General features: G+C 62.9%; 19 protein-coding genes and 1 pseudogene. 12 read left to right on the plus strand and 8 right to left on the minus strand.

The window, feature by feature from the left end:
* Positions 1–558: 558 nt before the first annotated feature.
* On the minus strand, positions 559–2052 hold the full coding sequence (locus tag F6X62_RS15445) for a CoA-acylating methylmalonate-semialdehyde dehydrogenase (protein WP_063546230.1): 1494 nt from the start codon (positions 2050–2052) through the stop codon (positions 559–561).
* A 66-nt stretch (positions 2053–2118) separates the two neighbouring features.
* Positions 2119–3465, minus strand: a complete 1347-nt coding sequence (locus F6X62_RS15450; protein WP_125931351.1) for an aspartate aminotransferase family protein — start codon at positions 3463–3465, stop codon at positions 2119–2121.
* Positions 3466–3583: 118 nt separating this feature from the next.
* Here F6X62_RS15450 and F6X62_RS15455 point away from each other — a divergent pair, with 118 nt between their 5' ends.
* The 6 genes from F6X62_RS15455 to F6X62_RS15480 all read left to right on the plus strand — a co-directional run bounded on the left by F6X62_RS15455 (position 3584) and on the right by F6X62_RS15480 (position 9400).
* Complete coding sequence (locus F6X62_RS15455) at positions 3584–4501, plus strand: LysR family transcriptional regulator (RefSeq protein WP_054895182.1); 918 nt, start codon at positions 3584–3586, stop codon at positions 4499–4501.
* 72 nt (positions 4502–4573) lie between these two features.
* Entirely contained in the window at positions 4574–5236 is a 663-nt protein-coding gene (locus F6X62_RS15460; RefSeq protein ID WP_054895183.1) for a TetR/AcrR family transcriptional regulator, read from the plus strand.
* Between the two features lie 9 nt (positions 5237–5245).
* Complete coding sequence (locus tag F6X62_RS15465; protein WP_153774048.1) at positions 5246–5830, plus strand: YigZ family protein; 585 nt, start codon at positions 5246–5248, stop codon at positions 5828–5830.
* A 365-nt stretch (positions 5831–6195) separates the two neighbouring features.
* Positions 6196–6882: an SDR family oxidoreductase gene (locus tag F6X62_RS15470; protein WP_153774049.1), complete on the plus strand. Its 687-nt coding sequence runs from the start codon at positions 6196–6198 to the stop codon at positions 6880–6882.
* 120 nt (positions 6883–7002) lie between these two features.
* On the plus strand, positions 7003–8358 hold the full coding sequence (locus F6X62_RS15475) for an 8-oxoguanine deaminase (protein ID WP_153774050.1): 1356 nt from the start codon (positions 7003–7005) through the stop codon (positions 8356–8358).
* Positions 8359–8452: 94 nt separating this feature from the next.
* Positions 8453–9400, plus strand: a complete 948-nt coding sequence (locus F6X62_RS15480; protein ID WP_065861691.1) for an adenosine deaminase — start codon at positions 8453–8455, stop codon at positions 9398–9400.
* 32 nt (positions 9401–9432) lie between these two features.
* Here F6X62_RS15480 and F6X62_RS15485 read toward each other — a convergent pair whose 3' ends face one another.
* Positions 9433–10146, minus strand: coding sequence for a helix-turn-helix transcriptional regulator (locus F6X62_RS15485; RefSeq protein ID WP_153774051.1), 714 nt, complete (start codon positions 10144–10146; stop codon positions 9433–9435).
* A 510-nt stretch (positions 10147–10656) separates the two neighbouring features.
* Between F6X62_RS15485 and F6X62_RS25445 the strand changes: the two genes are divergently transcribed.
* Positions 10657–10854, plus strand: coding sequence for a hypothetical protein (locus tag F6X62_RS25445; protein WP_081255318.1), 198 nt, complete (start codon positions 10657–10659; stop codon positions 10852–10854).
* On the opposite strand, the gene F6X62_RS15490 is transcribed toward F6X62_RS25445, so the two are convergent.
* Positions 10805–11986 carry a multidrug effflux MFS transporter gene (locus F6X62_RS15490; protein WP_153774052.1) on the minus strand — a complete coding sequence of 394 codons (1182 nt, stop codon included), beginning with the start codon at positions 11984–11986 and terminating at the stop codon, positions 10805–10807. The genes F6X62_RS25445 and F6X62_RS15490 overlap by 50 nt on opposite strands.
* A 128-nt stretch (positions 11987–12114) precedes the next feature.
* Complete coding sequence (locus F6X62_RS15495) at positions 12115–12312, minus strand: heavy-metal-associated domain-containing protein (protein WP_153774053.1); 198 nt, start codon at positions 12310–12312, stop codon at positions 12115–12117.
* 147 nt (positions 12313–12459) lie between these two features.
* Between F6X62_RS15495 and F6X62_RS15500 the strand changes: the two genes are divergently transcribed.
* The 5 genes and pseudogenes from F6X62_RS15500 to F6X62_RS25665 all read left to right on the plus strand — a co-directional run bounded on the left by F6X62_RS15500 (position 12460) and on the right by F6X62_RS25665 (position 17840).
* On the plus strand, positions 12460–12846 hold the full coding sequence (locus F6X62_RS15500) for a hypothetical protein (RefSeq protein WP_054895190.1): 387 nt from the start codon (positions 12460–12462) through the stop codon (positions 12844–12846).
* A 53-nt stretch (positions 12847–12899) separates the two neighbouring features.
* Complete coding sequence (locus F6X62_RS15505; RefSeq protein WP_153774054.1) at positions 12900–15302, plus strand: heavy metal translocating P-type ATPase; 2403 nt, start codon at positions 12900–12902, stop codon at positions 15300–15302.
* A complete protein-coding gene (gene cueR / locus F6X62_RS15510) occupies positions 15299–15703 on the plus strand; it encodes a Cu(I)-responsive transcriptional regulator (protein ID WP_054895192.1) in 405 nt (134 codons plus the stop codon). The genes F6X62_RS15505 and cueR overlap by 4 nt, the downstream gene beginning before the upstream one ends.
* A 346-nt stretch (positions 15704–16049) precedes the next feature.
* A pseudogene (locus F6X62_RS25660) lies at positions 16050–16982 on the plus strand (cache domain-containing protein); the annotation flags it as partial.
* Between the two features lie 129 nt (positions 16983–17111).
* Positions 17112–17840, plus strand: coding sequence for a methyl-accepting chemotaxis protein (locus F6X62_RS25665; RefSeq protein WP_371105613.1), 729 nt, complete (start codon positions 17112–17114; stop codon positions 17838–17840).
* 43 nt (positions 17841–17883) lie between these two features.
* On the opposite strand, the gene F6X62_RS15520 is transcribed toward F6X62_RS25665, so the two are convergent.
* The 3 genes from F6X62_RS15520 to F6X62_RS15530 all read right to left on the minus strand — a co-directional run bounded on the left by F6X62_RS15520 (position 17884) and on the right by F6X62_RS15530 (position 22275).
* Positions 17884–20019 carry an autotransporter outer membrane beta-barrel domain-containing protein gene (locus tag F6X62_RS15520; protein WP_153774056.1) on the minus strand — a complete coding sequence of 712 codons (2136 nt, stop codon included), beginning with the start codon at positions 20017–20019 and terminating at the stop codon, positions 17884–17886.
* A gap of 150 nt (positions 20020–20169) precedes the next feature.
* A complete protein-coding gene (locus F6X62_RS15525; protein WP_153774057.1) occupies positions 20170–20958 on the minus strand; it encodes a helix-turn-helix transcriptional regulator in 789 nt (262 codons plus the stop codon).
* Positions 20959–20997: 39 nt separating this feature from the next.
* Complete coding sequence (locus F6X62_RS15530; RefSeq protein ID WP_153774058.1) at positions 20998–22275, minus strand: acetyl-CoA C-acetyltransferase; 1278 nt, start codon at positions 22273–22275, stop codon at positions 20998–21000.
* Between the last annotated feature and the right edge of the window lie 143 nt (positions 22276–22418).

Genomic DNA, 22418 nt, shown 5'->3' on the forward strand with positions numbered 1-22418 from the left:
CACGCCTCGCCGAACTCGCTTAACTCCTTGATTAGCAAGGAGTTTTGCGTTCCGTTTGCTGCGGAAGTGGGGCGCATTATAAGGGGATCTGAAAGGCCGTCAACCTTTTATTTCAGATATTTGAAAGATCCTCGGCGCAGACCTTATATAGGCCACCAAGTGCCTGCCTCAAACTCTGCTGCGCCTACAAGATCGAGCGCCGCCCGCGCGGCGCTTCGCGGGCAAGCCCGCTCCCACATTTGTTTCGGGCCAGTTATGCCTGTGCCATAGGCGCTCGACGCCTGGTGTGTACGACTCGGTAACGCGCCGTGCGCCAAAGGGGTCGCGCGAAAATGCCACAGGACTCAATGGCCCGAAACAAACTGTAGGAGCGGGCTTGCCCGCGAAGCGCCGCGCGGGCGGCGCTCGATCTCAAGGGCGCCAGAAACATCAAGGCAGGCCCCTCTCAGCCCCCAGCCCGCCCCCAAGCCAGCAACAACACTCCCAAGCCTACCCTACCGCCCACAAACCAAAACGGGGAGGCCTGTCGGCCTCCCCGCTTCTCACATCACCACAACCTTACAAGCTCGGGAACGCAAACTGCGACGCTTCATGGCTCTTGCGCTGCGGCCAACGCTGGGTAATCGCCTTGCGACGGGTATAGAAGCGCACCCCATCCGGCCCATAGGCGTGCAGGTCACCAAACAGCGAACGCTTCCAGCCGCCAAAGCTGTGATAGCTCACCGGCACTGGCAGCGGCACGTTCACACCCACCATGCCCACTTCGATCTCGTCGCAGAACAAACGCGCCGCTTCACCGTCACGGGTGAAGATGCAAGTGCCGTTGCCGTATTCGTGATCGTTGATCAGCTGCATCGCCTCTTCCAGGCTCTGCACCCGAACCACACACAGCACCGGCCCGAAGATCTCCTCTTTATAGATGCGCATCTCCGGAGTGACGTTGTCGAACAGCGTCCCCCCAACGAAGTAACCGTCTTCATTGCCCGCAACGCGGAAGCCACGGCCATCCACCACCAGCTTGGCACCCGCAGCCACGCCATCGTCGATATAGCCTACGACTTTGTCACGTGCAGCAGCAGTGACCAACGGCCCCATGTCCAGCCCGCAAGAAGTGCCGGCACCAATCTTCAGCGCCTTGATCTGTGGCTCCAGCTTGGCGATCAGCGCATCGGCAACCTGGTCACCTACGCACACCGCCACCGAGATCGCCATGCAGCGCTCGCCGCACGAACCATAGGCCGCGCCCATCAGGGCGCTCACCGCATTGTCCAGCTCGGCATCGGGCATCAGCACTGCGTGGTTCTTCGCACCGCCCAACGCCTGCACGCGCTTGCCGCGCTTGGTGCCTTCGGCATAGATGTATTCGGCGATCGGCGTCGAACCCACGAAGCTCAGGGCCTTGACTTCAGGTGCTTCGATCAGCGCGTCCACCGCTTCCTTGTCACCGTGCACCACGTTGAGGATGCCCTTGGGCAGGCCGGCCTCCAGCAACAGTTGGGCAATGAACAGGGTCGAGCTCGGGTCACGCTCCGACGGCTTGAGGATGAAGGCGTTGCCACAGACGATCGCCAGTGGGTACATCCACAGCGGAACCATCGCCGGGAAGTTGAACGGGGTGATGCCGGCCACTACGCCCAGCGGCTGGAAGTCCGACCAGGCGTCGATGTTCGGGCCGACGTTGCGGCTGTATTCACCCTTGAGAATCTCGGGCGCAGCACAGGCGAACTCTACGTTCTCGATACCGCGCTTCAACTCGCCGGCGGCATCCTCGAGGGTCTTGCCGTGCTCTTCGCTGATCATCTGCGAAATGCGCGCCTCGTTCTGCTCCAGCAATTGCTTGAAGCGGAACATCACCTGCGCGCGCTTGGCCGGTGGCGTGTTGCGCCAGGCCGGGAATGCAGCCTTGGCCGAGTCGATGGCTTCCTGGATGGTGGCGCGGCTGGCGAGTTCGACCTTGCGCGTAGCTTGGCCGGTCGACGGGTTGAAGACATCGGCGGTACGACCGCCCTTGGAAACCAGCTCACCATTGATCAGGTGCTGAACGATGCTCATGCAGAACTCCAGATAAAGAAGGTTGGAACAGGCGCGGTCAGGCGCCTGTCGTCAGCGTCGGAAAGATCAGTCGATCTGGTTCAGGGCTTCGCCTACCGCGTCGAACAGGCGATCCAGTTCCTGCGGCTTGGTATTGAAGGTTGGGCCGAACTGCAGGGTGTCACCCCCGAAGCGAACATAGAAGCCGGCCTTCCACAGTTTCATGGCCGCCTCGTATGGACGCACGATCGCATCGCCATCGCGCGCTGCGATCTGGATCGCGCCAGCCAGGCCGTAGTTACGGATATCGACGACATTCTTGGTGCCCTTGACGCCGTGCAGCAGGTTCTCGAAGTGCGGCGCCAGTTCGGCGGCGGATTGCACCAGGTTTTCCTTCTGCAGCAGGTCCAGCGCAGCGATACCGGCAGCACAGGCCACAGGGTGAGCCGAATAGGTGTAGCCATGGGGGAATTCCACGGCGTACTCCGGCGTCGGTTGGTTCATGAAGGTCTGGTAGATCTCGCTGCTGGCGATCACGGCCCCCATCGGGATGGCGCCGTTGGTCACCTGCTTGGCGATGCACATCAGATCCGGAGTGACGCCGAAGGCTTCGGAGCCGGTCATCGCACCCATACGACCGAAGCCGGTGATCACTTCGTCGAAGATCAGCAGGATGTTGTGCTGGGTGCAGATTTCACGCAGACGCTTCAGATAACCCTTCGGCGGAGGCAGCACGCCAGCGGAGCCGGCCAGCGGCTCGACGATCACAGCGGCGATGTTCGAAGCGTCATGCAATTCGATCAGCTTGAGCATCTCTTCGGCCAGGGCGATACCGCCCTCTTCCGGCATGCCGCGGGAGAAAGCGTTCACCGGAAGTACGGTGTGAGGCAGATGGTCGACATCCAGCAGTTGGCCGAACATCTTGCGGTTGCCATTGACCCCACCCAGGCTGGTGCCAGCGATGTTCACGCCGTGGTAACCACGGGCACGACCGATGATCTTGGTCTTGGTTGCCTGGCCTTTCAGGCGCCAGTAGGCACGCACCATCTTCAGCGCGGTGTCGGCGCACTCGGAGCCGGAGTTGGTATAGAAGACATGGTTGAGGTCGCCAGGCGTCAGCTCGGCGATCTTCTCGGCCAGCTGGAACGACAGCGGATGGCCGAACTGGAAGGCCGGCGAATAATCCAGTGTGCTCAGCTGGCGCGTCACCGCGTCGGTGATTTCCTTGCGGGTATGCCCGGCGCCGCAGGTCCACAGGCCCGACAGTGCGTCGAAGATCTTGCGCCCCTTGTCGTCAACCAGGTGATTGCCTTCGGCGGCCACGATCAGGCGTGGATCACGCTGGAAGTTGCGGTTGGCGGTGTAGGGCATCCAGTGAGCATCCAGCTTGAGCTGGCTGGCCAGGCCGGACGGGGCGGTTTCGGGCATGTTCATCGGCGGTTCCTCGGAAGACGACTAGGCAACGATGGGTGTTGTTGCAGCTAAATTGTCACGGGGATAAAGTCTGAAAAAGCCAACATTTCTAATCTTCAGTTAGCAGCGGACTAAACTTATGAGTCGTCGCCCAGATCCTCTCGCGCAAGTCAGCGATTTCGATATTCGTCTGCTGAAGATTTACCGCAGTGTCGTCGAGTGCGGCGGCTTTTCGGCGGCGGAAAACGTACTGGGTATCGGGCGCTCTGCCATCAGCCAGCAGATGAACGACCTGGAACAGCGCCTGGGCTTGCGCTTGTGCCAGCGTGGCCGGGCAGGCTTTTCGCTCACCGAAGAAGGCCGCGAGGTCTACCACTCGGCGCTGCAACTGCTCAGCGCCCTTGAGAGCTTTCGCACCGAGGTCAACGGACTGCACCAGCACCTGCGTGGCGAACTCAATATCGGCCTGACCGACAATCTGGTTACCTTGCCTCACATGCGCATCACCCACGCGCTGGCTGAGCTCAAGGATCGTGGGCCGGATGTGCGCATTCAGATTCGCATGATCGCCCCGAGCCAGGTCGAACAAGGGGTGCTGGACGGCAGCCTGCATGTCGGCGTCGTGCCGCAGACCAGCCCGCTCTCGGGCCTGGAATACCAGCCCCTGTACAGCGAACGTTCATTGCTCTACTGCGCAGTCGGCCACCCCCTGTTCTATGCCGAGGACCAGAAAATCGACGATCAGCGCCTCAACAGCCAGGAAGCCATCGCCCCGACCTTCCGCTTGCCAGCCGATATCCAGGCGCACTACCAGGCACTGAACTGCACCGCCAGCGCCTCGGACCGCGAGGGCATGGCCTTTCTCATCCTCACCGGGCGCTACATCGGCTACCTGCCCGATCACTACGCCATGTTCTGGGTCCAACAGGGCCGCCTGCGGGCACTGAAACCGACGCAACGCTTCTATGACCTGAGCCTGAGCTGGGTGACGCGCAAGGGACGGCGTCCGAATCTGGTGCTGGAAAGTTTTCTCGAAAGCCTCGCGGCAACGCGCTAATGCTTGTCACTTCAGCACAGGCAGGTAATCTGTCCGACATCCGTTGTCCACAGACCCCGTACGGAAACGTCCATGACCTTTGAAGTCCCTGCGCATCGCCTCTCCGCCTCGGGCAAGCCCGCCGGCCGCATTCGCCAAAAGAACGAACAGGCCATCATCCAGGCCGCCGAGGACGAATTTGCCCGCCATGGCTTCAAGGGCACCAGCATGAACACCATCGCGCTGAAGGCCAACCTGCCCAAAGCCAACCTGCACTACTACTTCACCAACAAGCTCGGCCTTTATATTGCCGTGCTCAGCAACATCATCGAATTGTGGGACAGCACCTTCAACGCCTTGAGCGTCGAGGACGACCCAGCCGTGGCGTTGAGCCAGTACATTCGCACCAAGATGGAGTTCTCCCGGCGCAACCCGCAGGCATCGCGGATCTTCGCCATGGAGGTGATCAGCGGCGGCCAGTGCCTGAGCGAATACTTCAGCGCCGACTACCGCGAGTGGTTCCGCGGCCGAGCCGCAGTGTTCCAGGCCTGGATCGAGGCCGGCAAGATGGACCGGGTAGACCCTGTGCACCTGATCTTCCTGCTCTGGGGCAGTACCCAGCACTACGCCGACTTCGCCACCCAGATTTGCCAGGTCACCGGCCGCAGCCGCCTGACCAAGCAGGACATGGAAGACGCCAGCAACAACCTTATCCACATCATTCTCAAAGGCTGCGGCATCACCCCGCCCGCCTGACCCGGACCTATGCCCTCTACCCTGCTTGAGCTCTGCGAGTTCCGCGAAGACATCCGCAAGAGCCGCTTCATCACCCTCGCCGGCCCTGTCAGCAGTGCCGCCGAGGCGATGAGCTTCATCGAACGTCACAGCGACCTGGCCGCCACCCACAATTGCTGGGCCTGGAAAATCGGCGCGCAATACCGCAGCAGCGATGATGGCGAGCCGGGCGGCACCGCCGGACGTCCAATTCTTGCGGCGATCGAAGCCCAGGACTGCGATCAGGTGGTGGTGCTGGTCATCCGCTGGTATGGCGGTATCCAGCTCGGCACCGGAGGCCTGGCCCGTGCCTATGGCGGGGGCGCCAACAAGTGCTTGCAACAGGCGCCGAAACGGCTGCTGGTACAGCGCAGCGAATTCACCTGCAGTTGCACGTTCAGCGAACTGACCTTGCTCAAGCTGCGCCTGGCCGAGGCCGACGGGCTGGTGCTGGACGAACAGTTCACGGCAAACGGCGTCGATCTACTCCTGGCGCTGGGCGAAGAGCACGTACAGACCTTCCAGCGGCAATTGGCCGACCTCAGCCGTGGCCGGATTCGTCTGGAGCCTCGCTGAAAGGTGCCCACAACTGCTGTGGGCCTGCCTGTGGATAAGCTTGGGGCATTCTTTGGCAAGCCTTGCCACGTATGGCTTTCAGCCGATTGAGCATATTTTGATCACTGTTTTATGACACCCGCAAACGACTGAAACCCGGAGAGTTATCCCCATCGCCCGGTTTTCACGAGCTTTCCCGCTGCCCACGCGCTTGCACACAATAACTGTGGAACAGCCTGTGGATAACCCGTGCGCCAACAGGCAGGGCGCCCACCAGCACACGGCGCGGAGCGTCTGATCATTTTTTGTACAAACGCAACGCAGGCGAGTCGCCCCCGCCTGGAGTATCCTCGATACCCTTCTTCAAGCGACCTCGGAGCATCCACATGTCCACAAGCAAAAACGCCCTCATCATCGGCGCCTCCCGCGGATTGGGACTGGGCTTGGTACAACGTCTGCGTGAAGACGGCTGGAACGTGACAGCCACCGTGCGCGATGCAAGCAAGCCGGGTGCCCTGAAAGATGTCGCAGGTGTGCGCATCGAATCCCTGGAAATGAACGATACCGCCTTGCTCGACGACCTCAAGCAGCGTGTGCAAGGCGAGATTTTCGACCTGGTCTTCGTCAATGCCGGAGTCATGGGACCGTTGCCACAAGACCTGGAAACCGTGCAAGACACGCAGATCGGCGACCTGTTCATGACCAATGCCGTTGCGCCCATCCGTGTGGCGCGTCGCCTGGTCGGGCAGATCCGCGAAAACACCGGGGTGCTGGCGTTCATGAGCTCGGGCCTGGGTAGCGTGACCAGCCCGGATGGCAACGAGATCTGCCTGTACAAGGCCAGCAAGGCCGCACTCAACTCGATGATCAACAGCTTCGTGATTGAGTTGCAGCGGTCCGACCTGAGCGTGCTGGCCATGCACCCAGGCTGGGTGAAGACCGACATGGGCGGCGAGAACGCGGAAATCGACGTGTTCACCAGCACACGCGGCATGCTCGACCGGATCAACGAGCAAAGCGGCCAGGGCGGCCTGCGCTTTATCAACTACAAGGGTGACGCCCTGACCTGGTGAATTGAAAGCCACGTGGCGAGGCAGTAGACTCGATGCCTCGCCTCGCGGCGGACCTGGATCAGCAGACAGGGCAACACTGAGCTGGCTAACCCTGAACCCACTTTCAGAGGAGCCGGCACCATGCCTGCGACCCGTATCTGGTTGAAATCACCCCTTGCCATCTTCACTGCCAACGGCACCGATGCCCGCGGTGGCCTGGTCATTGAAAACGGCCGCATCAGCCAACTGCTCGCCCTCGGCGAACAACCCAACACCGCCTGTGACCAAGTGTTCGATGCCCGTGAGCACGTTGTGCTGCCTGGCCTGATCAACACGCACCACCACTTCTACCAGACCCTTACCCGCGCATGGGCTCCTGTGGTCAACCAACCACTGTTTCCCTGGCTCAAGACCCTCTACCCGGTGTGGGCACGGCTGACGCCGGCCAAACTGGCGCTCGCCAGCGAGGTTGCACTGGCCGAACTGCTGCTGTCGGGTTGCACCACCGCCGCCGATCACCATTACCTGTTCCCGGAAGGTCTGGACCACGCCATCGACGTACAGGTAGAGGTCGTACGCAAGCTCGGCATGCGCGCCATGCTGACCCGCGGCTCGATGAGCCTGGGTGAAGCGGACGGCGGCTTGCCCCCGCAGCAGACAGTGCAACAAGGCGAAGTGATCCTGGCCGACAGTCAGCGACTTATCCACAGTTATCATGAGCGTGGCGAAGGCGCGCGCATCCAGATAGCCTTGGCGCCCTGCTCACCCTTCTCGGTCACGCCAGAGATCATGCGCGCCAGCGCCAGCCTGGCCGAAGAGCTGGACGTGCGCCTGCATACCCACCTGGCCGAAACACTCGATGAGGAAGACTTCTGCATGCAGCGCTTCGGCCTGCGCACCGTGGACTATCTGGACAGCGTCGGCTGGCTCGGCCCACGCACCTGGCTGGCACATGGTATCCATTTCAACCCCGACGAAATCACGCGCCTGGGCGCTGCCGGTACCGGCATCTGCCATTGCCCGAGCTCGAACATGCGCCTGGCCTCGGGAATCTGCCCGACCATCGAGCTCGAAGCGGCCGGGGCCGCAGTCGGCCTGGGTGTAGACGGCTCGGCGTCCAACGATGCCTCGAACATGATCCTCGAAGCGCGCCAGGCCCTCTACCTGCAACGCCTGCGCTACGGCGCCGAGCAGATCACGCCCGAGCGCGCGCTGGGCTGGGCAACCCGTGGCTCGGCGCAACTGCTGGGCCGTAGCGACATTGGGGAGCTGGCGGTGGGCAAGCAGGCGGATCTGGCGTTGTTCAAGCTCGACGAACTGCGTTTCTCCGGAAGCCACGATCCGCTGTCGGCGCTGCTGCTGTGCGCGGCGGACCGGGCTGACCGAGTCATGGTCGGCGGACACTGGCGCGTGATCGATGGCCAGATCGAGGGACTCGATGTCCAGGGCCTGATCGCCGACCACCGTCAGGCGGCAGCCGCACTGATCGCCGGTTGAAGCACAGCGGGGCTGTCGGTCAGCCCCGCCCTACCGAATAGCGCATAGCCCTGTAGAATGTCGGCCAACCGTACCTGATTCGAGATCACACCCTATGTATGACTGGCTCAATGCCTTGCCCAAGGCCGAACTGCATATGCACCTGGAAGGTTCGCTGGAGCCGGAACTGCTGTTCGCCCTGGCCGAACGCAACAAGGTCGCCCTGCCCTGGGCCGACGTGGAGACGCTGCGCAGCGCCTACGCGTTCAACAACCTGCAGGAGTTTCTCGACCTCTACTACCAGGGCGCTGATGTACTGCGCACCGAGCAGGACTTCTACGACCTGACCTGGGCCTACCTGCAACGCTGCAAGGCGCAGAACGTCATTCACACCGAACCCTTCTTCGACCCACAGACCCATACCGACAGGGGTATCCCCTTCGAGGTGGTGCTCGGCGGAATCAACCAGGCGCTCAAGGATGGTCGCGAGCAGTTGGGTATCAGCAGCGGCCTGATCCTGAGCTTCCTGCGTCACCTCAGCGAGGCGGAGGCCGAGAAGACCCTCGACCAGGCCCTGCCATTCCGCGATGCCTTCATTGCCGTGGGCCTGGACAGCTCCGAGAAAGGCCATCCACCAAGCAAGTTCCAGCGCGTCTTCGACCGAGCCCGCAACGAAGGCCTGGTCGCCGTTGCCCACGCCGGCGAGGAAGGGCCGCCCGAGTACATCTGGGAAGCCCTCGACCTGCTGAAAATCAAGCGCATTGACCACGGCGTGCGAGCTATCGAAGATGAGCGGCTGATGCAACGCATCATCGACGAGCAGATTCCGCTGACCGTCTGCCCGCTGTCGAACACCAAGCTTTGCGTGTTCGATCATATGAGCCAGCACAACATCCTCGACATGCTCGAGCGTGGGGTCAAGGTCACGGTGAACTCCGACGATCCGGCCTACTTCGGCGGATATGTCACGGAAAACTTCCACGCCTTGTACCAGCATCTGGGCATGTCTCAAGAGCAGGCAAAGCGCCTGGCGCAGAACAGCCTGGATGCACGTCTGGTTTGAGTAACGAGCACAGCCGGCATTACAGGGGCACTTCAGCCCACCTGCAATGCCGGCACCCTCGCGATACGGTTGATCTCTTGAATACCCAGGGAAGAAATCTGCATTACGCGCGACCCCTCCTGCTCGCGTATCCAGCCAGACTGCATGAACAACCTGAGCATCGCTTGCCCGACACCACCGCCCAGGTGGGGGCCGTTGTCACTCCACTCGCTGCTGTGGCAGACCACACAGGCACCACGCTGGCGCGGCGCCAGCGCATCGATGTAGACGCCAATCGCGGCCAGTTGCACGCGCCCTTCCAGGCTCACGCTAGGGTGCAGGTCATTGCCCTCCAACCAACCAGCGGACACCATGCGCCGATACAGGTCTACCGCAATTTCGCCACCCAGGTGATCGCCACAACGTCGCGCCCTGCGCAACGACAGCGGCACCTGCAACGGCCTGACCGATCCCTGGCATTCGCCACGACCGCCAAGCTGCACGCTGGCCAGTGCCTCGACCGCGGCGATCACCTCGGGGGTGGCCAGTCGAAAATAGCGCTTGCGCCCACGTGCCTCGAGGCGCAGCAGGCCGGCAGCCGACAACAAGGACAAGTGCGCGCAGGCCGATGACGGCGTAACGCCAATCATGAGTGCCAACTCGTCAGCGTGCCGAGAAGATCCATCGATCAGGGCCCAGAGCATGGCACTGCGCTTGGGCTCGGCCATCAGACCGGCGATCTGACTGATACTGCTGACTGCTTTCATACTCTATCAACTCCATTGCAAGGTCCGTTTTTTATCCAATGGCCATCATGGCAGTGGGAATGGCCAGAGGTTGCAGCAGATAGTGTGGGTTGCAGCCTGTCAGGCAGTGTGGGAAGCACCGCCTGGTGGGGAAACCGCTCCTGGGGGCAAGTATAAGCCGCCGAAAGCCCTGTACTAGCTGGGTTTGGCCAACGTTTCGCGACACAAGACCGAGGGTAGTAGCACCCTTCGCGAAGTCGAAAAACGCCGGTAAATGACAAGCGCTATCAGCATCCCCTCTAACATCCCGGACCTGGCCAGATTCCTTGCCAGATAAAGGCCACAACAGAGGAACAATGCCGACAGTCGAGTTCCACAAGTAGGGCAAGAAAAAGCGAAGGTTCGCATCTTGGTTGAATCAGCCTTTCGTCCCTCGGGTGACCGTCAGTCAGGACGTCACCCCGGCATGTGGCGGGCAGTAGGGACGGCGCTACACTGATTTCGCTCTCACCCCGACTGGAGGATGCCGCGATGAAGATTGTCGTCAGTACATCGAACCGCCACCCCAACTGCCCCTGGCAGGTACAGCTCGATCAACATGTGGTGAGTTTTCGCAGCGAGGCGGAGGCCCGGGCATTCGTCGCCGTTCTGGAGACACGCCTGAAGGCCCCTCACCCCCTCATGCAGCCTGCCTGGACTGGAGGCGTCGAGTCAGCATCGCGACATTGACCACCAGCACACCGCACAAGCTGATCACCAAGGCCATCGGCACTGCGCTGCCATCATGCAGAACCCCCACCAGCGCTGCCGCGCCTGCGGCGACGCTGAACTGCAGGCTGCCCATCAATGCCGACGCGCTGCCCGCCCTGGCCCCTTGCCCGTTCATGGCACAGGCCGAGGCGTTGGGAATGATGCAACCCAAGCTGGCGATGCACACGAACAGCGGCACCAGCAATGGCCACAACTGCGTCGGACGCAACAGCGCCACCCCCAGCAGTACCAACCCGGCAGCCAGGTAGAGCCATACCGCTCGGGCCAGCAGGAAGGCGGGGCCGCGCTTGGCCAGCAGTCGGGCGTTGACCTGGGCGCAGAGGATGAAACCGGCAGCATTGGTGCCAAACAGCCAGCCGTAATGTTCGGCCGGCACACCATAGAGCTTGATGAACACGAACGGGGATCCGGCGATATAGGCGAACATGCCGGCGATGGCGATGCCGCCCGTCAGCGCATGCCCCAGGAACACCCGATCGCCCAGCAGCCGCAGGTACTGACGCAAGGCACCCGGCAGCGGCTGGCGGGGCACATGGGCTGGCAGGCTTTCCGGCAGCCCCAGGCTCACGGCCAGCAGGCAGGCGGCGCTGAACAGGCTGAGCACCAGGAAGATCGACTGCCAGCCAGACACATTGATCAGCACGCCACCGAGCATTGGCGCGAGAATCGGCGCGAGCCCCATCACCAGCATCAATTGCGAGAACGCTTTGGCTGCCCCCACCGCGTCACATTTGTCGACGACGATGGCACGCGACAACACCATGCCCGCACACCCACCCAATGCCTGGATGAACCGCGCCACCACAAGAGTATCGAGGTCCGGGGCGTAGGCGCAGGCGAGCGACGCCAGGGTGAAAAGGCTGATACCGAACAACAGTGGCTTGCGTCGGCCGAAACGGTCGGCGATCGGACCATAGGCCAGTTGGCCAAGCGACAAACCAAGGAAATAGGCAGCCAGGGTCGTCTGGACGTGCTGTTCATCGGTGCCGAAGGCCTGGGCCATGGCAGGGAACGCGGGGAGATAGAAGTCGATCGCCAATGGCGCGAAGGCCGAGAGAGCGCCGAGGATCAACAAAATGCGCAGGTTCATCGGGAATCCATAGCAGGCTAAGCAACGGACTAGTCTAACTGCACTGGGGTCGGCCTGGTATGAAAAGCTTTGTAACAGTTACGCCCGAAAACGGTGATACCCGCAGCAGGTACCACCGTTCATCGTCGTCAGGCCGGCTCGGCCTGGTAACCCTCTTCACGGATCGCCTCCAGGATCTGCTGCGCCCCGAGCTGGCTCTGCACCCGCACCTGTTTGGCGCCCAGGTCGACTTCCACCTGCGCCGTCGCATCCTGCTCCTGAACCGCACGGGTCACTGCCTTGACGCAATGACCGCAGCTCATGCCCTGCACATTGAAGACTTGCATTGGAACTACCTCCATCTGGGTTTTGCGGAGAGTTTCAAGCTTGCCATCATGGCAAGGTCAAGTTCTCCACAAAACGGCCGGGCTGGAAATCCGCGAGCGGCTCGGCCAAGCTGCGCTTTTGACGACTCGCCAATCAGGAGAAGTTTCATGATCAGGGCAGCATTGGGCCTCGTCGGGCTGCTGAGTGCCGTGGCCGTCGTGCCACCGGTCAGCGCCGAGGGCAATTCGGACTACAGCGTGCTGATCATTTCCCGGGAACGCCTGGAAGTGGCCACCAGCTGCGAAATCGGTGTGTATCTCAACGACCAGCTTTCCGGCCGTGTGTTCCAGGAACAATCGACCTCGTTCAACCTGCCGCCTGGACCGGTGGACGTGCGCCTGCGCCTGCTGCCCGGGCAGGTGCCCGGTTGTGCACCCGGCGTCGAAGACCAGCGCAGCACCCGCCTCAACCTGCAAGCGGGCCAGATCAACAAATACCGGATCGCCGTGGGCCAGAATGGACTGGAATTGAAGCGAGCCGGCCTGGGGTATTGACCTTACCAACATGGCAAGCTTGATGCTGCAGGCTCGATCACGGAGGAAAGCCCATGTCCGCATCAACCACCTTCGACCTGCCGATCAGCGGCATGACCTGCGCCAGTTGCGTCGGCCGCGTCGAGCGCGCGCTGCGTAAGGTCAACGGCGCCGAACAGGTCAGCGTCAACCTTGCCACCGAACAGGCCAGGGTCCAGGCTCCGGCCGAAAGCCTGCCGGACCTGCTCGAGGCCGTGCGCAAGGCCGGCTACAGCGTGCCGAGCCGCACCCTTGAACTTCAGGTGGGCGGCATGACCTGCGCCAGCTGTGTCGGCCGCGTCGAGCGCGCCCTGGGCAAGGTGTCCGGCGTCGAGCAGGTCAGCGTGAACCTGGCGAGCGAACGCGCCCACCTCAGGGTACTCGAGGGCGTCAGCGACGACGCCTTGATCGGCGCCGTGGAAAAGGCCGGCTACAGCGCCAGCCTGCCACGTACCGCCCAGGACGATCGCCATGACGCGCAGCGACGCCTGCGCAACGAACGCCTCGCGGTGATCGCCGCCCTGCTGCTGGCCTTGCCCCTGGTACTGCCAATGCTGGTGCAGCCGTTCGGCTTGCATTGGATGCTGCCGGCCTGGGCTCAGTTCGTACTGGCGACACCGGTGCAGTTCATCCTCGGCGCACGCTTCTACAAGGCCGCCTGGAAAGCCGTGCGTGCCGGCGCAGGCAACATGGACCTGCTGGTAGCGCTCGGCACCAGCGCTGGCTATGGCCTAAGCCTGTACGAATGGTCCCAGGCCCATGTGGGCATGGAGCCTCACCTCTACTTCGAAGCCTCGGCCGTGGTAATCGCCCTGGTGTTGCTGGGCAAATACCTGGAAAGCCGTGCCAAGCGCCAGACCGCCAGTGCCATTCGCGCCCTGGAAGCCCTGCGCCCCGAACGCGCATTGCGCGTGGTGGAAGGCCGAGAGGAAGACGTAGCGATCAGCCAGTTGCGCCTGGACGACCTGGTGCTGGTCAAGCCGGGCGAGCGCTTCCCGGTCGACGGCGAGGTGATCGAAGGCAGCAGTCACGCCGACGAAGCGCTGATCAGCGGCGAAAGCCTGCCAGTGCCCAAACAGCCCGGCGACAAGGTCACCGGCGGTGCGATCAACGGTGAAGGACGCCTGCTGGTGCGCACCCTGGCCCTGGGCACCGAAACCGTACTCGCGCGGATCATTCGCCTGGTCGAAGACGCCCAGGCCGCCAAGGCACCGATCCAGAAGCTGGTCGACCGGGTCAGCCAAGTGTTCGTCCCGGCAGTGCTGGTGCTGGCTTTGATCACCCTGGTCGGCTGGTGGCTGGCCGGCGCACCGCTGGAAAGCGCACTGATCAACGCCGTGGCCGTACTGGTGATCGCCTGCCCTTGCGCTCTGGGCCTGGCCACACCAGCGGCGATCATGGCCGGCACCGGTGTGGCAGCCAGCCATGGCATCCTGATCAAGGACGCCGAAGCATTGGAGCGAGCCCATGCAGTCAATCGCGTGGTCTTCGACAAGACCGGCACCCTGACCTCCGGCAGCCCCCGCATCGTCCACAGCGAAGCCGCCGTCGGCGATGCACACGACCTGCTGCGCCTGGCCGGAGCCCTGCAACGCGGCAGCGAGCATCCGCTGGCCAAGGCCGTGCTGGATGCCGGCGCCGAGCACGCTCTGCAGATTCCCCTGGTGAGCGATAGCCAGTCGCTCACCGGGCGTGGTATCGCCGGTACGGTCGAAGGCCGGGTATTGGCCCTGGGCAACCGGCGGATGCTCGACGAAAGCGGCCTCGAGCCCGGCGCCCTGCTCGATAAGGCCCAGGCCTGGGAAGCCGAAGGTCGCACTTTGTCGTGGTTGATCGAGCGCACACCGCATGCCCGCGTGCTCGGGTTGTTCGCTTTTGGTGACAGCCTCAAGCCCGGCGCCGAGCAAGCGATCGCGGCACTGCACGCACAGGGCATCAGCAGTCACCTGTTGACCGGCGACAACCGCGGCAGCGCCAAGGTGGTCGCCGAGGCGCTGGGCATCGACGATGTGCACGCCGAAGTCTTGCCAGCCGACAAAGCGGCCACCGTCAACGCACTCAAGCAGAACGCCGTGGTGGCCATGGTCGGCGACGGCATCAACGATGCCCCGGCCCTGGCCGCCGCCGATATCGGCATCGCCATGGGAGGCGGCACGGACGTAGCAATGCAGGCCGCCGGCATCACCCTGATGCGCGGCGACCCTCGCCTGGTACCTGCGGCCCTGGAAATCAGCAACAAGACCTACGCCAAGATCCGTCAGAATCTGTTCTGGGCGTTCATCTACAACCTGATCGGTATCCCGCTTGCCGCCTTTGGCTTCCTCAACCCGGTTCTGGCTGGCGCGGCCATGGCGCTCTCCAGCGTCAGCGTGGTGAGCAACGCCTTGTGGCTCAAGACCTGGAAGCCCACCGACATCGCCTCGAAGGAGACGCCATGAACATCGGCCAAGCCGCCCGGCGCAGCGGGCTCAGCGCCAAGATGATCCGCTACTACGAGTCCATCGGACTGCTCAAGCCGGCGCTGCGCAGCGACAGCGGCTATCGGCTGTACCAGCAGGAAGACCTGCACAGCCTGGCGTTCATCAAGCGCTCGCGCGACCTGGGATTTTCCCTGGAAGAAGTGTCCCGGCTGCTGACGCTCTGGCAAGACCGCCAGCGCGCCAGCGCCGACGTCAAGGCGCTGGCGACACAGCATATCGACGAACTGAACCGGCGGATCGAAGAGATGGTGAGCCTGCGCGACACCTTGAGCGAGCTGGTCGCACACTGCCAGGGCGATGATCGGCCCGACTGCCCGATTCTCAGGGACCTGGCGAACGAAGGTGAATGCTGCCACTGAGCGCTGCCGGGGGCTGCCTGACGGCCCGCGGCAGCATTTTGGTATGCCATATTAGCCATCCCTGGCCGAACCGACCTCAATATCAAGTTTCATCCAATAAATTCGGGAGTTTCACTCAGAAATTCCTGCGCCCTGCCGATGCCCTGTATACCAGTTTCATGCGTCGACAAGAAAAAATCCGGGAGCGTGGATGAACATCAAGCAAAAATTGACCTGGGCCTTCGCCGTCATTGCCGGCCTGCCTATCGTTCTGGTCGCCACCGTAGTGGTGCTGAACCTGCGTGAAGAAGCGCAGGACGACTTCCTGGATGGCAGCAGCCGGGAGATCCGCCAGGTCGGCAACGCGATGAACATCTTCTTCCAGGGCATTGCGCAGAACGTCGAGTACCTCGCCAGCCAGCCCTTGGTCACCGCCAGCGCCGACAACCTCAAGAAGTACATTGCCGCCGACGCCGCGCAGATTCCCCTGGGCGAGCAGGACAAGGCGCTGTACGACCAGTTCACCCGCCTGGCCCAGAGCCACCCCGACTACGCGTACGTGTCCTACGGCGTGAAAGACGGCGGCTATGCGTTCTGGCCGGGCGATCCGAAGATGGCCAGCTACGACCCACGCACCCGCCCCTGGTTCCAGGCTGCCATGGCCAGCCCCGGCAAGACCCTGCGCACCGCGCCCTACTACTGGGCCGGCGACGACGCCGTGCTGGTCAGCACCGTGCGCACCGTGGCCAACCAGCTCGGTAGCCCGGGCGGCGTGGTCAACATCGACGTCTCGCTCAAGGGGCTGACCGAGATCGTCAAGCAGATCAAGCTGGGTGACAGCGGATACCTGATCCTGATGGAGAACAACGGCAACGTCATGGTCGACCCGCGTGACGCCAGCCACAACTTCAAGCAGCTGGAAAGCTTCGGCGGCGGCTACGCCGAGCTGGCCAAGGCCGGCAAGGGCCTGGCCGAAGTGACACTGGACGGCGAGCGCTACATGGCCAACATCTATCCCGACGAGCGCCTGGGCTGGACTTTCATCGGCCTCATCCGCCAGGACGAGGTGATGCAGACCACCACCCGCCTGACCTGGCTGATCGGCACCCTCGCACTGGTGCTGGCGGCAGTCTTCGCCGTGGCTGGCGCTGCCTTCGCCAAGCTCATCGTACGGCCGATCAACAGCGTCACCAGCGGCCTGGAAGACATCGCCCAGGGCGAAGGCGACCTGACCCGTAATCTCGAAGTGCGAGGCAGCGACGAAACCGCGCAACTGGCCAACTGGTTCAACCAGTTCCTGGGGGCGATCCGCAGCCTGATCCAGCATATCGGCGGCGCCGCCGGCAAGATCCTCAGCACCTCGGCCAGCTCCACCCGGGTGTCCGGCGACATGGCCGAAGCCGCCGGCCGTCAGCGCGAGGCGGTGGACATGGTGTCCACTGCTTTCCATGAAATGGTCGCCACCGCCAACGAAGTGGCGCGCTCCTGCAGTCAGGCCGCGCAGTCGGCCGACAGCGGTCAGCAACAGGCACGCGAAGGGCAACAGCAGATAGATGCGGCCGTGCAGAGCGTCGACCGCCTGAGCCAGGAGATCGAGCAATCGGCGCAGTCGATCCAGCAACTGGAGCGCGACAGCAACGCGATCCAGTCGATCCTCGGCACCATCCGCTCGATCGCCGAGCAGACCAACCTGCTGGCCCTCAACGCCGCCATAGAAGCGGCCCGCGCCGGAGAGCAGGGCCGTGGCTTTGCCGTGGTAGCCGACGAAGTCCGCGCCCTGGCCAAGCGCACCGCCGACTCCACCGCCGAGATCGACGGGCTGCTGGGCAACCTCGCCAACCGTACCGCCGAGGTGGCCGAGCAGATGCATGCCAGCCTTGAGGTGTCGCAGCAGTCGGTCAACCGCATCGGCCTGGCGCGCGACAGCTTCGGGCAGATCCGCGAGTCGGTAGACATCATCCGTGACATGAACACCCAGATCGCCACCGCCGCCGAAGAGCAGCACCAGGTGGCCGAGGACATCAATCGGCATATCAGCCAGATTCACGGCGATGCGCAGTTGGTGGCCGAGCTTGCACAAGCGGCGCGGCAGGACTCCCAGAGCCTGGAAGGGTTGTCCAACGAGCTGGATGCGTTGGTGCGGCGGTTCAGGACCTGAAGTTCACGCGCCACACCGCAACCCTCGGTGTGGCGCGCCTCACTCAGAACGAGTGGCTCAGGCCGAGGTTGATCCCATAACGCTGATCAACATTGCGCCCGCGGGCAGCCTCAACCTCCGTGCTGATTGTCCAGCCTGACAGCACCTCGGACGATACGCCCAATGCCATCTCGGTGCGCCCGCTGCTGAACCTGTTGTCGAGTTCATGACCGTTGAGGCTGACCCTGCGCGTGCCGCCCAGGTTGTCCATCACCGCGATGCGGCCATGGGTCGACAGTTCCAGACCATTGTTCAAGACGATGACGCGCCCCCCCTTGATACCGAGCGTCCCCATATTCAGGTGTTGGTTGGATGACTCGACCTCAAGCCCATTACTCAAGCTGCTGCGCTGCCCCTGCACGATCGCGGCACTCAGTTGTACAAAAGGCTGCACATACCAACCTTGATCAAGGCTCAAGCGACGACCAGTCTCCAGCGTGAGCCCATACCCCCCCTGACGGCGATTGCCGGACACCTTGCGTCCATCGTGAGCCCGGGCATCGAGGGTGCCATCGAACAGGTTGAGCTTGAGCGCAGCATCGGCGTAGTAACCGGAGTTGTCGCCCCAACCGGCATACAACGCGGAGAAGTAGCTGTTCAGTGTTGCAGATGAGCCGCGCTGCAGGCCAATCGCCGAATGACTGAGCCCCACTGCCGCACCGACCCGCCAAGTATCATCGAGCAAAGTATCAGCGCCCAGGGCAAAGCCACCAACGCGCTGGGTATAGCGGGTGCCGACTGCACTGTCGACATCAAAGCCGGTCGTGCCGGTATGCATCCACAACCCGGCTGAACCACCATTGGTCCGCAGTTTTTCGAGGCGTCCGACAACCCATCGGGACTCGACCTGCGACGCGGCTTCAAGCGAACTGTCGAACGCCATCGCCGTCTCACCGGCATTGCTCAGTCTCGCCTTGCCCCGCATGTCGACCTGTGGCCGCAAACTCCACTGGTCCCCTTCGCGGACCAACTCGTGAGCAAAGGCCCCTGCATCGACCGGGCCGGATGCCAGATCGAACGTCGCATCACCACTGCCGATTCCGACCACCGGCCCCTGTGGCTCATGGCCAGAACTTGCCAGGTGCAAGGCAAAGCTGCCGCTGGCATGACTGTCTATCTGCAAGCGGCTATGGTCGAGCCAGAACGTACCTTCTCCTTGCAAGGTGTCGGCTCGCAGGCTACTGCCTGACTGCACGACCACCGAACCCTGGCGCAAGTCGAGAGTCCCGACCTGAGCGTCCGCTACCGTCTCCCACCTGGACTGCGCGCCAATCTGCAACTGCTGGACATTATGTAGCTGGCCTCGTAACTGCGCCGCATTGTCCAGGGTGATATCAGCACTGGCACCCTGCTCGACGCGGATGTCGCCTTCCAGGCGACTGTTGCTCACGTGAAGCGAGGCCTCGCCCCCCTCGATGACCTCAAGCAGCACGCCGTTAGCGCCTTTGAGTTGGCCTCCCTCGGCCACCCGGATGTCCACCTGTGCGTCACGAACCACTACCGCACTACCCTGCAGACCCTCGATCAGACTGGCTTGAACAACGACCTGATTGGACAGATCCTTTTGCCAGAACTCCGGTGTACCGACTTCCAGGCCGACGCCCCCCGACACCACGGTCCCTTCATGCAACGCAAGTGTTCCGCCCTTGAGTACAACACCTGCTCTGTCACCGTGGATGCGCGAACTGCGCGCGTGCAGATCAGCCGAGTCCAACTCCACCCCAGTGGTGGCACCGCGCACACTGCTGCCGCTCAAGATTGCCGTAGACGTCAAAGTGCCATCGCCCAGCGTTCCAAGGGCCATACCGATGGAGCCTGTGCTGACTACCGTGGCATTGGTCAGGTTGACCGCACCATCCACGATGCTGATCGCAGCCCTGTCGGTCGAACTCACCTTGGCTCCCTCGACGTTGACCTGACCGCCGTCGAATCCAGTGATACGCCCGGTCTCGGCGCCCGGGCGCACGTCAAGACGCGCTCCGCTGCCCAGGTGCCAATCCTCGACAGGGTCTCCAGGGGAGACCAGCGCAAACTCGCCAGGCCCCAAGTCCGCGGCATTGGCAGCCAGACTTGCGCCCAAAGTGAACGTCAGGGTTACCGCCAGCGGATGGCGCCGCAGTAAAATCAGTGATCCAGTCATGGAAATGCCTCTCAGGATATTGGCTCGAGAGGCGGACGTTACGTTGGAGCAAAAAGAAGATCGGTCAGACAGTTCCGTATGGATCGTGAGAAGCGAGTTGTTCGGATTGACCGTTCGAAATAACGTCGGATAAGACTTGGTCGGTCGTCCCTAGAAACGAAGCTCCCCAGGCGTCGCACCGAACAGTTGCTTGAACGCCGCGATATAGGCCGATGTCGAGTCATACCCGCAGCCTAGTGCTGCATCGGTCACGCTCTCCCCCGCCTCCAGCAACGCCAGCGATGACAACAGCCGCATGCGCTGGCGCCAGTTACGGAAGCTCAGCCCCGTTTCGCGCTGGAACAGGCGCATCAGGGTCTTCTCCGAGCAGCCCAACTGCAGTGCCCATTGCTGCAGGGTCTGCGCCTGGTCGGGCGCGGCGATCAACTGATTGCACAGCGCAAGCAACCCGGCATGACGCGGCAGCGGCAGCGAAAATCCCACCTGCGGCAACGCCTGCAACTGGTCGAGCAAGACGGCTACCAGGCGCGCCTCGGCGCTGTCGCCTTCGGGATACGACGCTGGCATCTGGCAGAACTGCTTGATCAGCTCCCGCGCCAGCGGAGTCACTTCGAGTACCCGGCATTCGTCGGCAGCCCAGGTACAGGCATCGCGACGCACATACAGGCTACGCATCTCGGCCTGCATCGAGGTCACCACTTCGTGTTCGAGACCAGCCGGGATCCACACCCCCCACTGCGGTGGCGCGAAGTAGCTGCCATCGCTGGTGTAGACCCCCAGCACACCGCTGATCGCATAGGAAAACTGCACCCAATCATGTCGGTGACGCGTGGTCCAGGAACCCGCGCCGAGGCTTTCGGCACGGGCGTAAAGTGGCCTGGGCAGTTGCTCGAGGTCGGGGATGGCGCGGGGGGCGGAAATCTGTCCGAGGGTCTGCATGGCACTGATTATTGTCGTGGGTCCGACAAGGTTAACACCTCAACGCTCGACGATCGCAGTCACCCCCTGCCCGCTCGCCGCGCAGATCGAGATCAGCCCACGCCCCTTGCCCGCCGTGGCCAGCAGCTTGGCCATGTTGGCCAGAATGCGCCCGCCGGTAGCGGCAAACGGATGCCCTGCCGCAAGCGAGCTGCCCTTGACGTTGAGTTTGCTGCGATCGATCGAGCCTAGCGCGCCCTCCAGCCCCAGGGTGTCGCGACAGTAGCGCTCGTCCTCCCAGGCCTTGAGTGTACAGAGCACCTGGGCCGCGAAGGCCTCGTGGATTTCGTAGTAATCGAAGTCCTGCAGGCTCAGGCCATTGCGCGCCAGCAGCCGCGGCACGGCATGAACCGGCGCCATCAGCAGCCCCTCCTGGCCTTTGACGAAGTCCACCGCCGCGGTCTCGCCATCGACCAGATAGGCGAGTACGGGTAACCCGCGCGCCTCGGCCCAGGCCTCGCTGCCCAGCAACACCAGCGAGGCGCCATCGGTCAGCGGCGTGGAGTTGCCGGCGGTCAGGGTGCCTTGAGCGCCCTTGTCGAACACCGGTCTGAGCTTGGCCAACTGCTCAGGGGTGAGGTCCGGGCGCAGGTTATTGTCGCGGGTCAGGCCGAGGTAGGGCGTGAGCAGGTCGTCGTGCCAGCCTTCGGTGTAGGACGCAGCCAGATGGCGATGGCTGAGCAGTGCCAGTTCGTCCTGTTCGGCACGGTCGATCTGCCAGGTCTGCGCCATGCGTTCGCAGTGCTCGCCCATCGACAGCCCAGTGCGTGGCTCGCCGTTGCGTGGAAACTCAGGTTTCAGGAAGCTCGGACGCACCTTCAGGAAGGGCTTCAGGCGCTCGCTCAACTGCTTGCCCCGGTTCGCCTGCAGCAAGACTCGGCGCAGCCCTTCATTGATGGCGATCGGCGCGTCCGAGGTGGTATCCACGCCGCCAGCAATACCACTGTCGATCTGCCCTAGAGCGATCTTGTTGGCCAGCAGCAGCGCCGCCTCAAGGCCCGTGCCACAGGCTTGCTGGATATCGTAGGCAGGGGTTTGCGGCGACAGGCGTGAACCGAGCACACACTCGCGGGTCAGGTTCATGTCCCGCGAATGCTTGAGCACCGCCCCCGCCACCACCTCGCCCAGTCGCTGGCCATGCAGGCGATAACGCTCCACCAGGCCTTCCAGGGTGGCAGTGAGCATCGCCTGGTTGCTGGCAGTGGCGTAGGCGCCATTGGAGCGGGCGAAGGGAATACGGTTGCCCCCCAGGATCGCGACCCGTCGAGGTGAATGCATGCGCTGATTCCTCCTGAAACAATTTGATCCGATTGGATGACGGGCTCAAGGCCTGTCACTTCGGCTAGGTTGGCTACAGCCTAGGCGTTTTTGCCGCATTCGAACGACCTTGCCACAAACATGGTCCACACTTGCATGCTTGC

Source organism: Pseudomonas sp. MNR3A (genome assembly GCF_009650575.1).
Classification (GTDB): domain Bacteria; phylum Pseudomonadota; class Gammaproteobacteria; order Pseudomonadales; family Pseudomonadaceae; genus Aquipseudomonas; species Aquipseudomonas machongensis.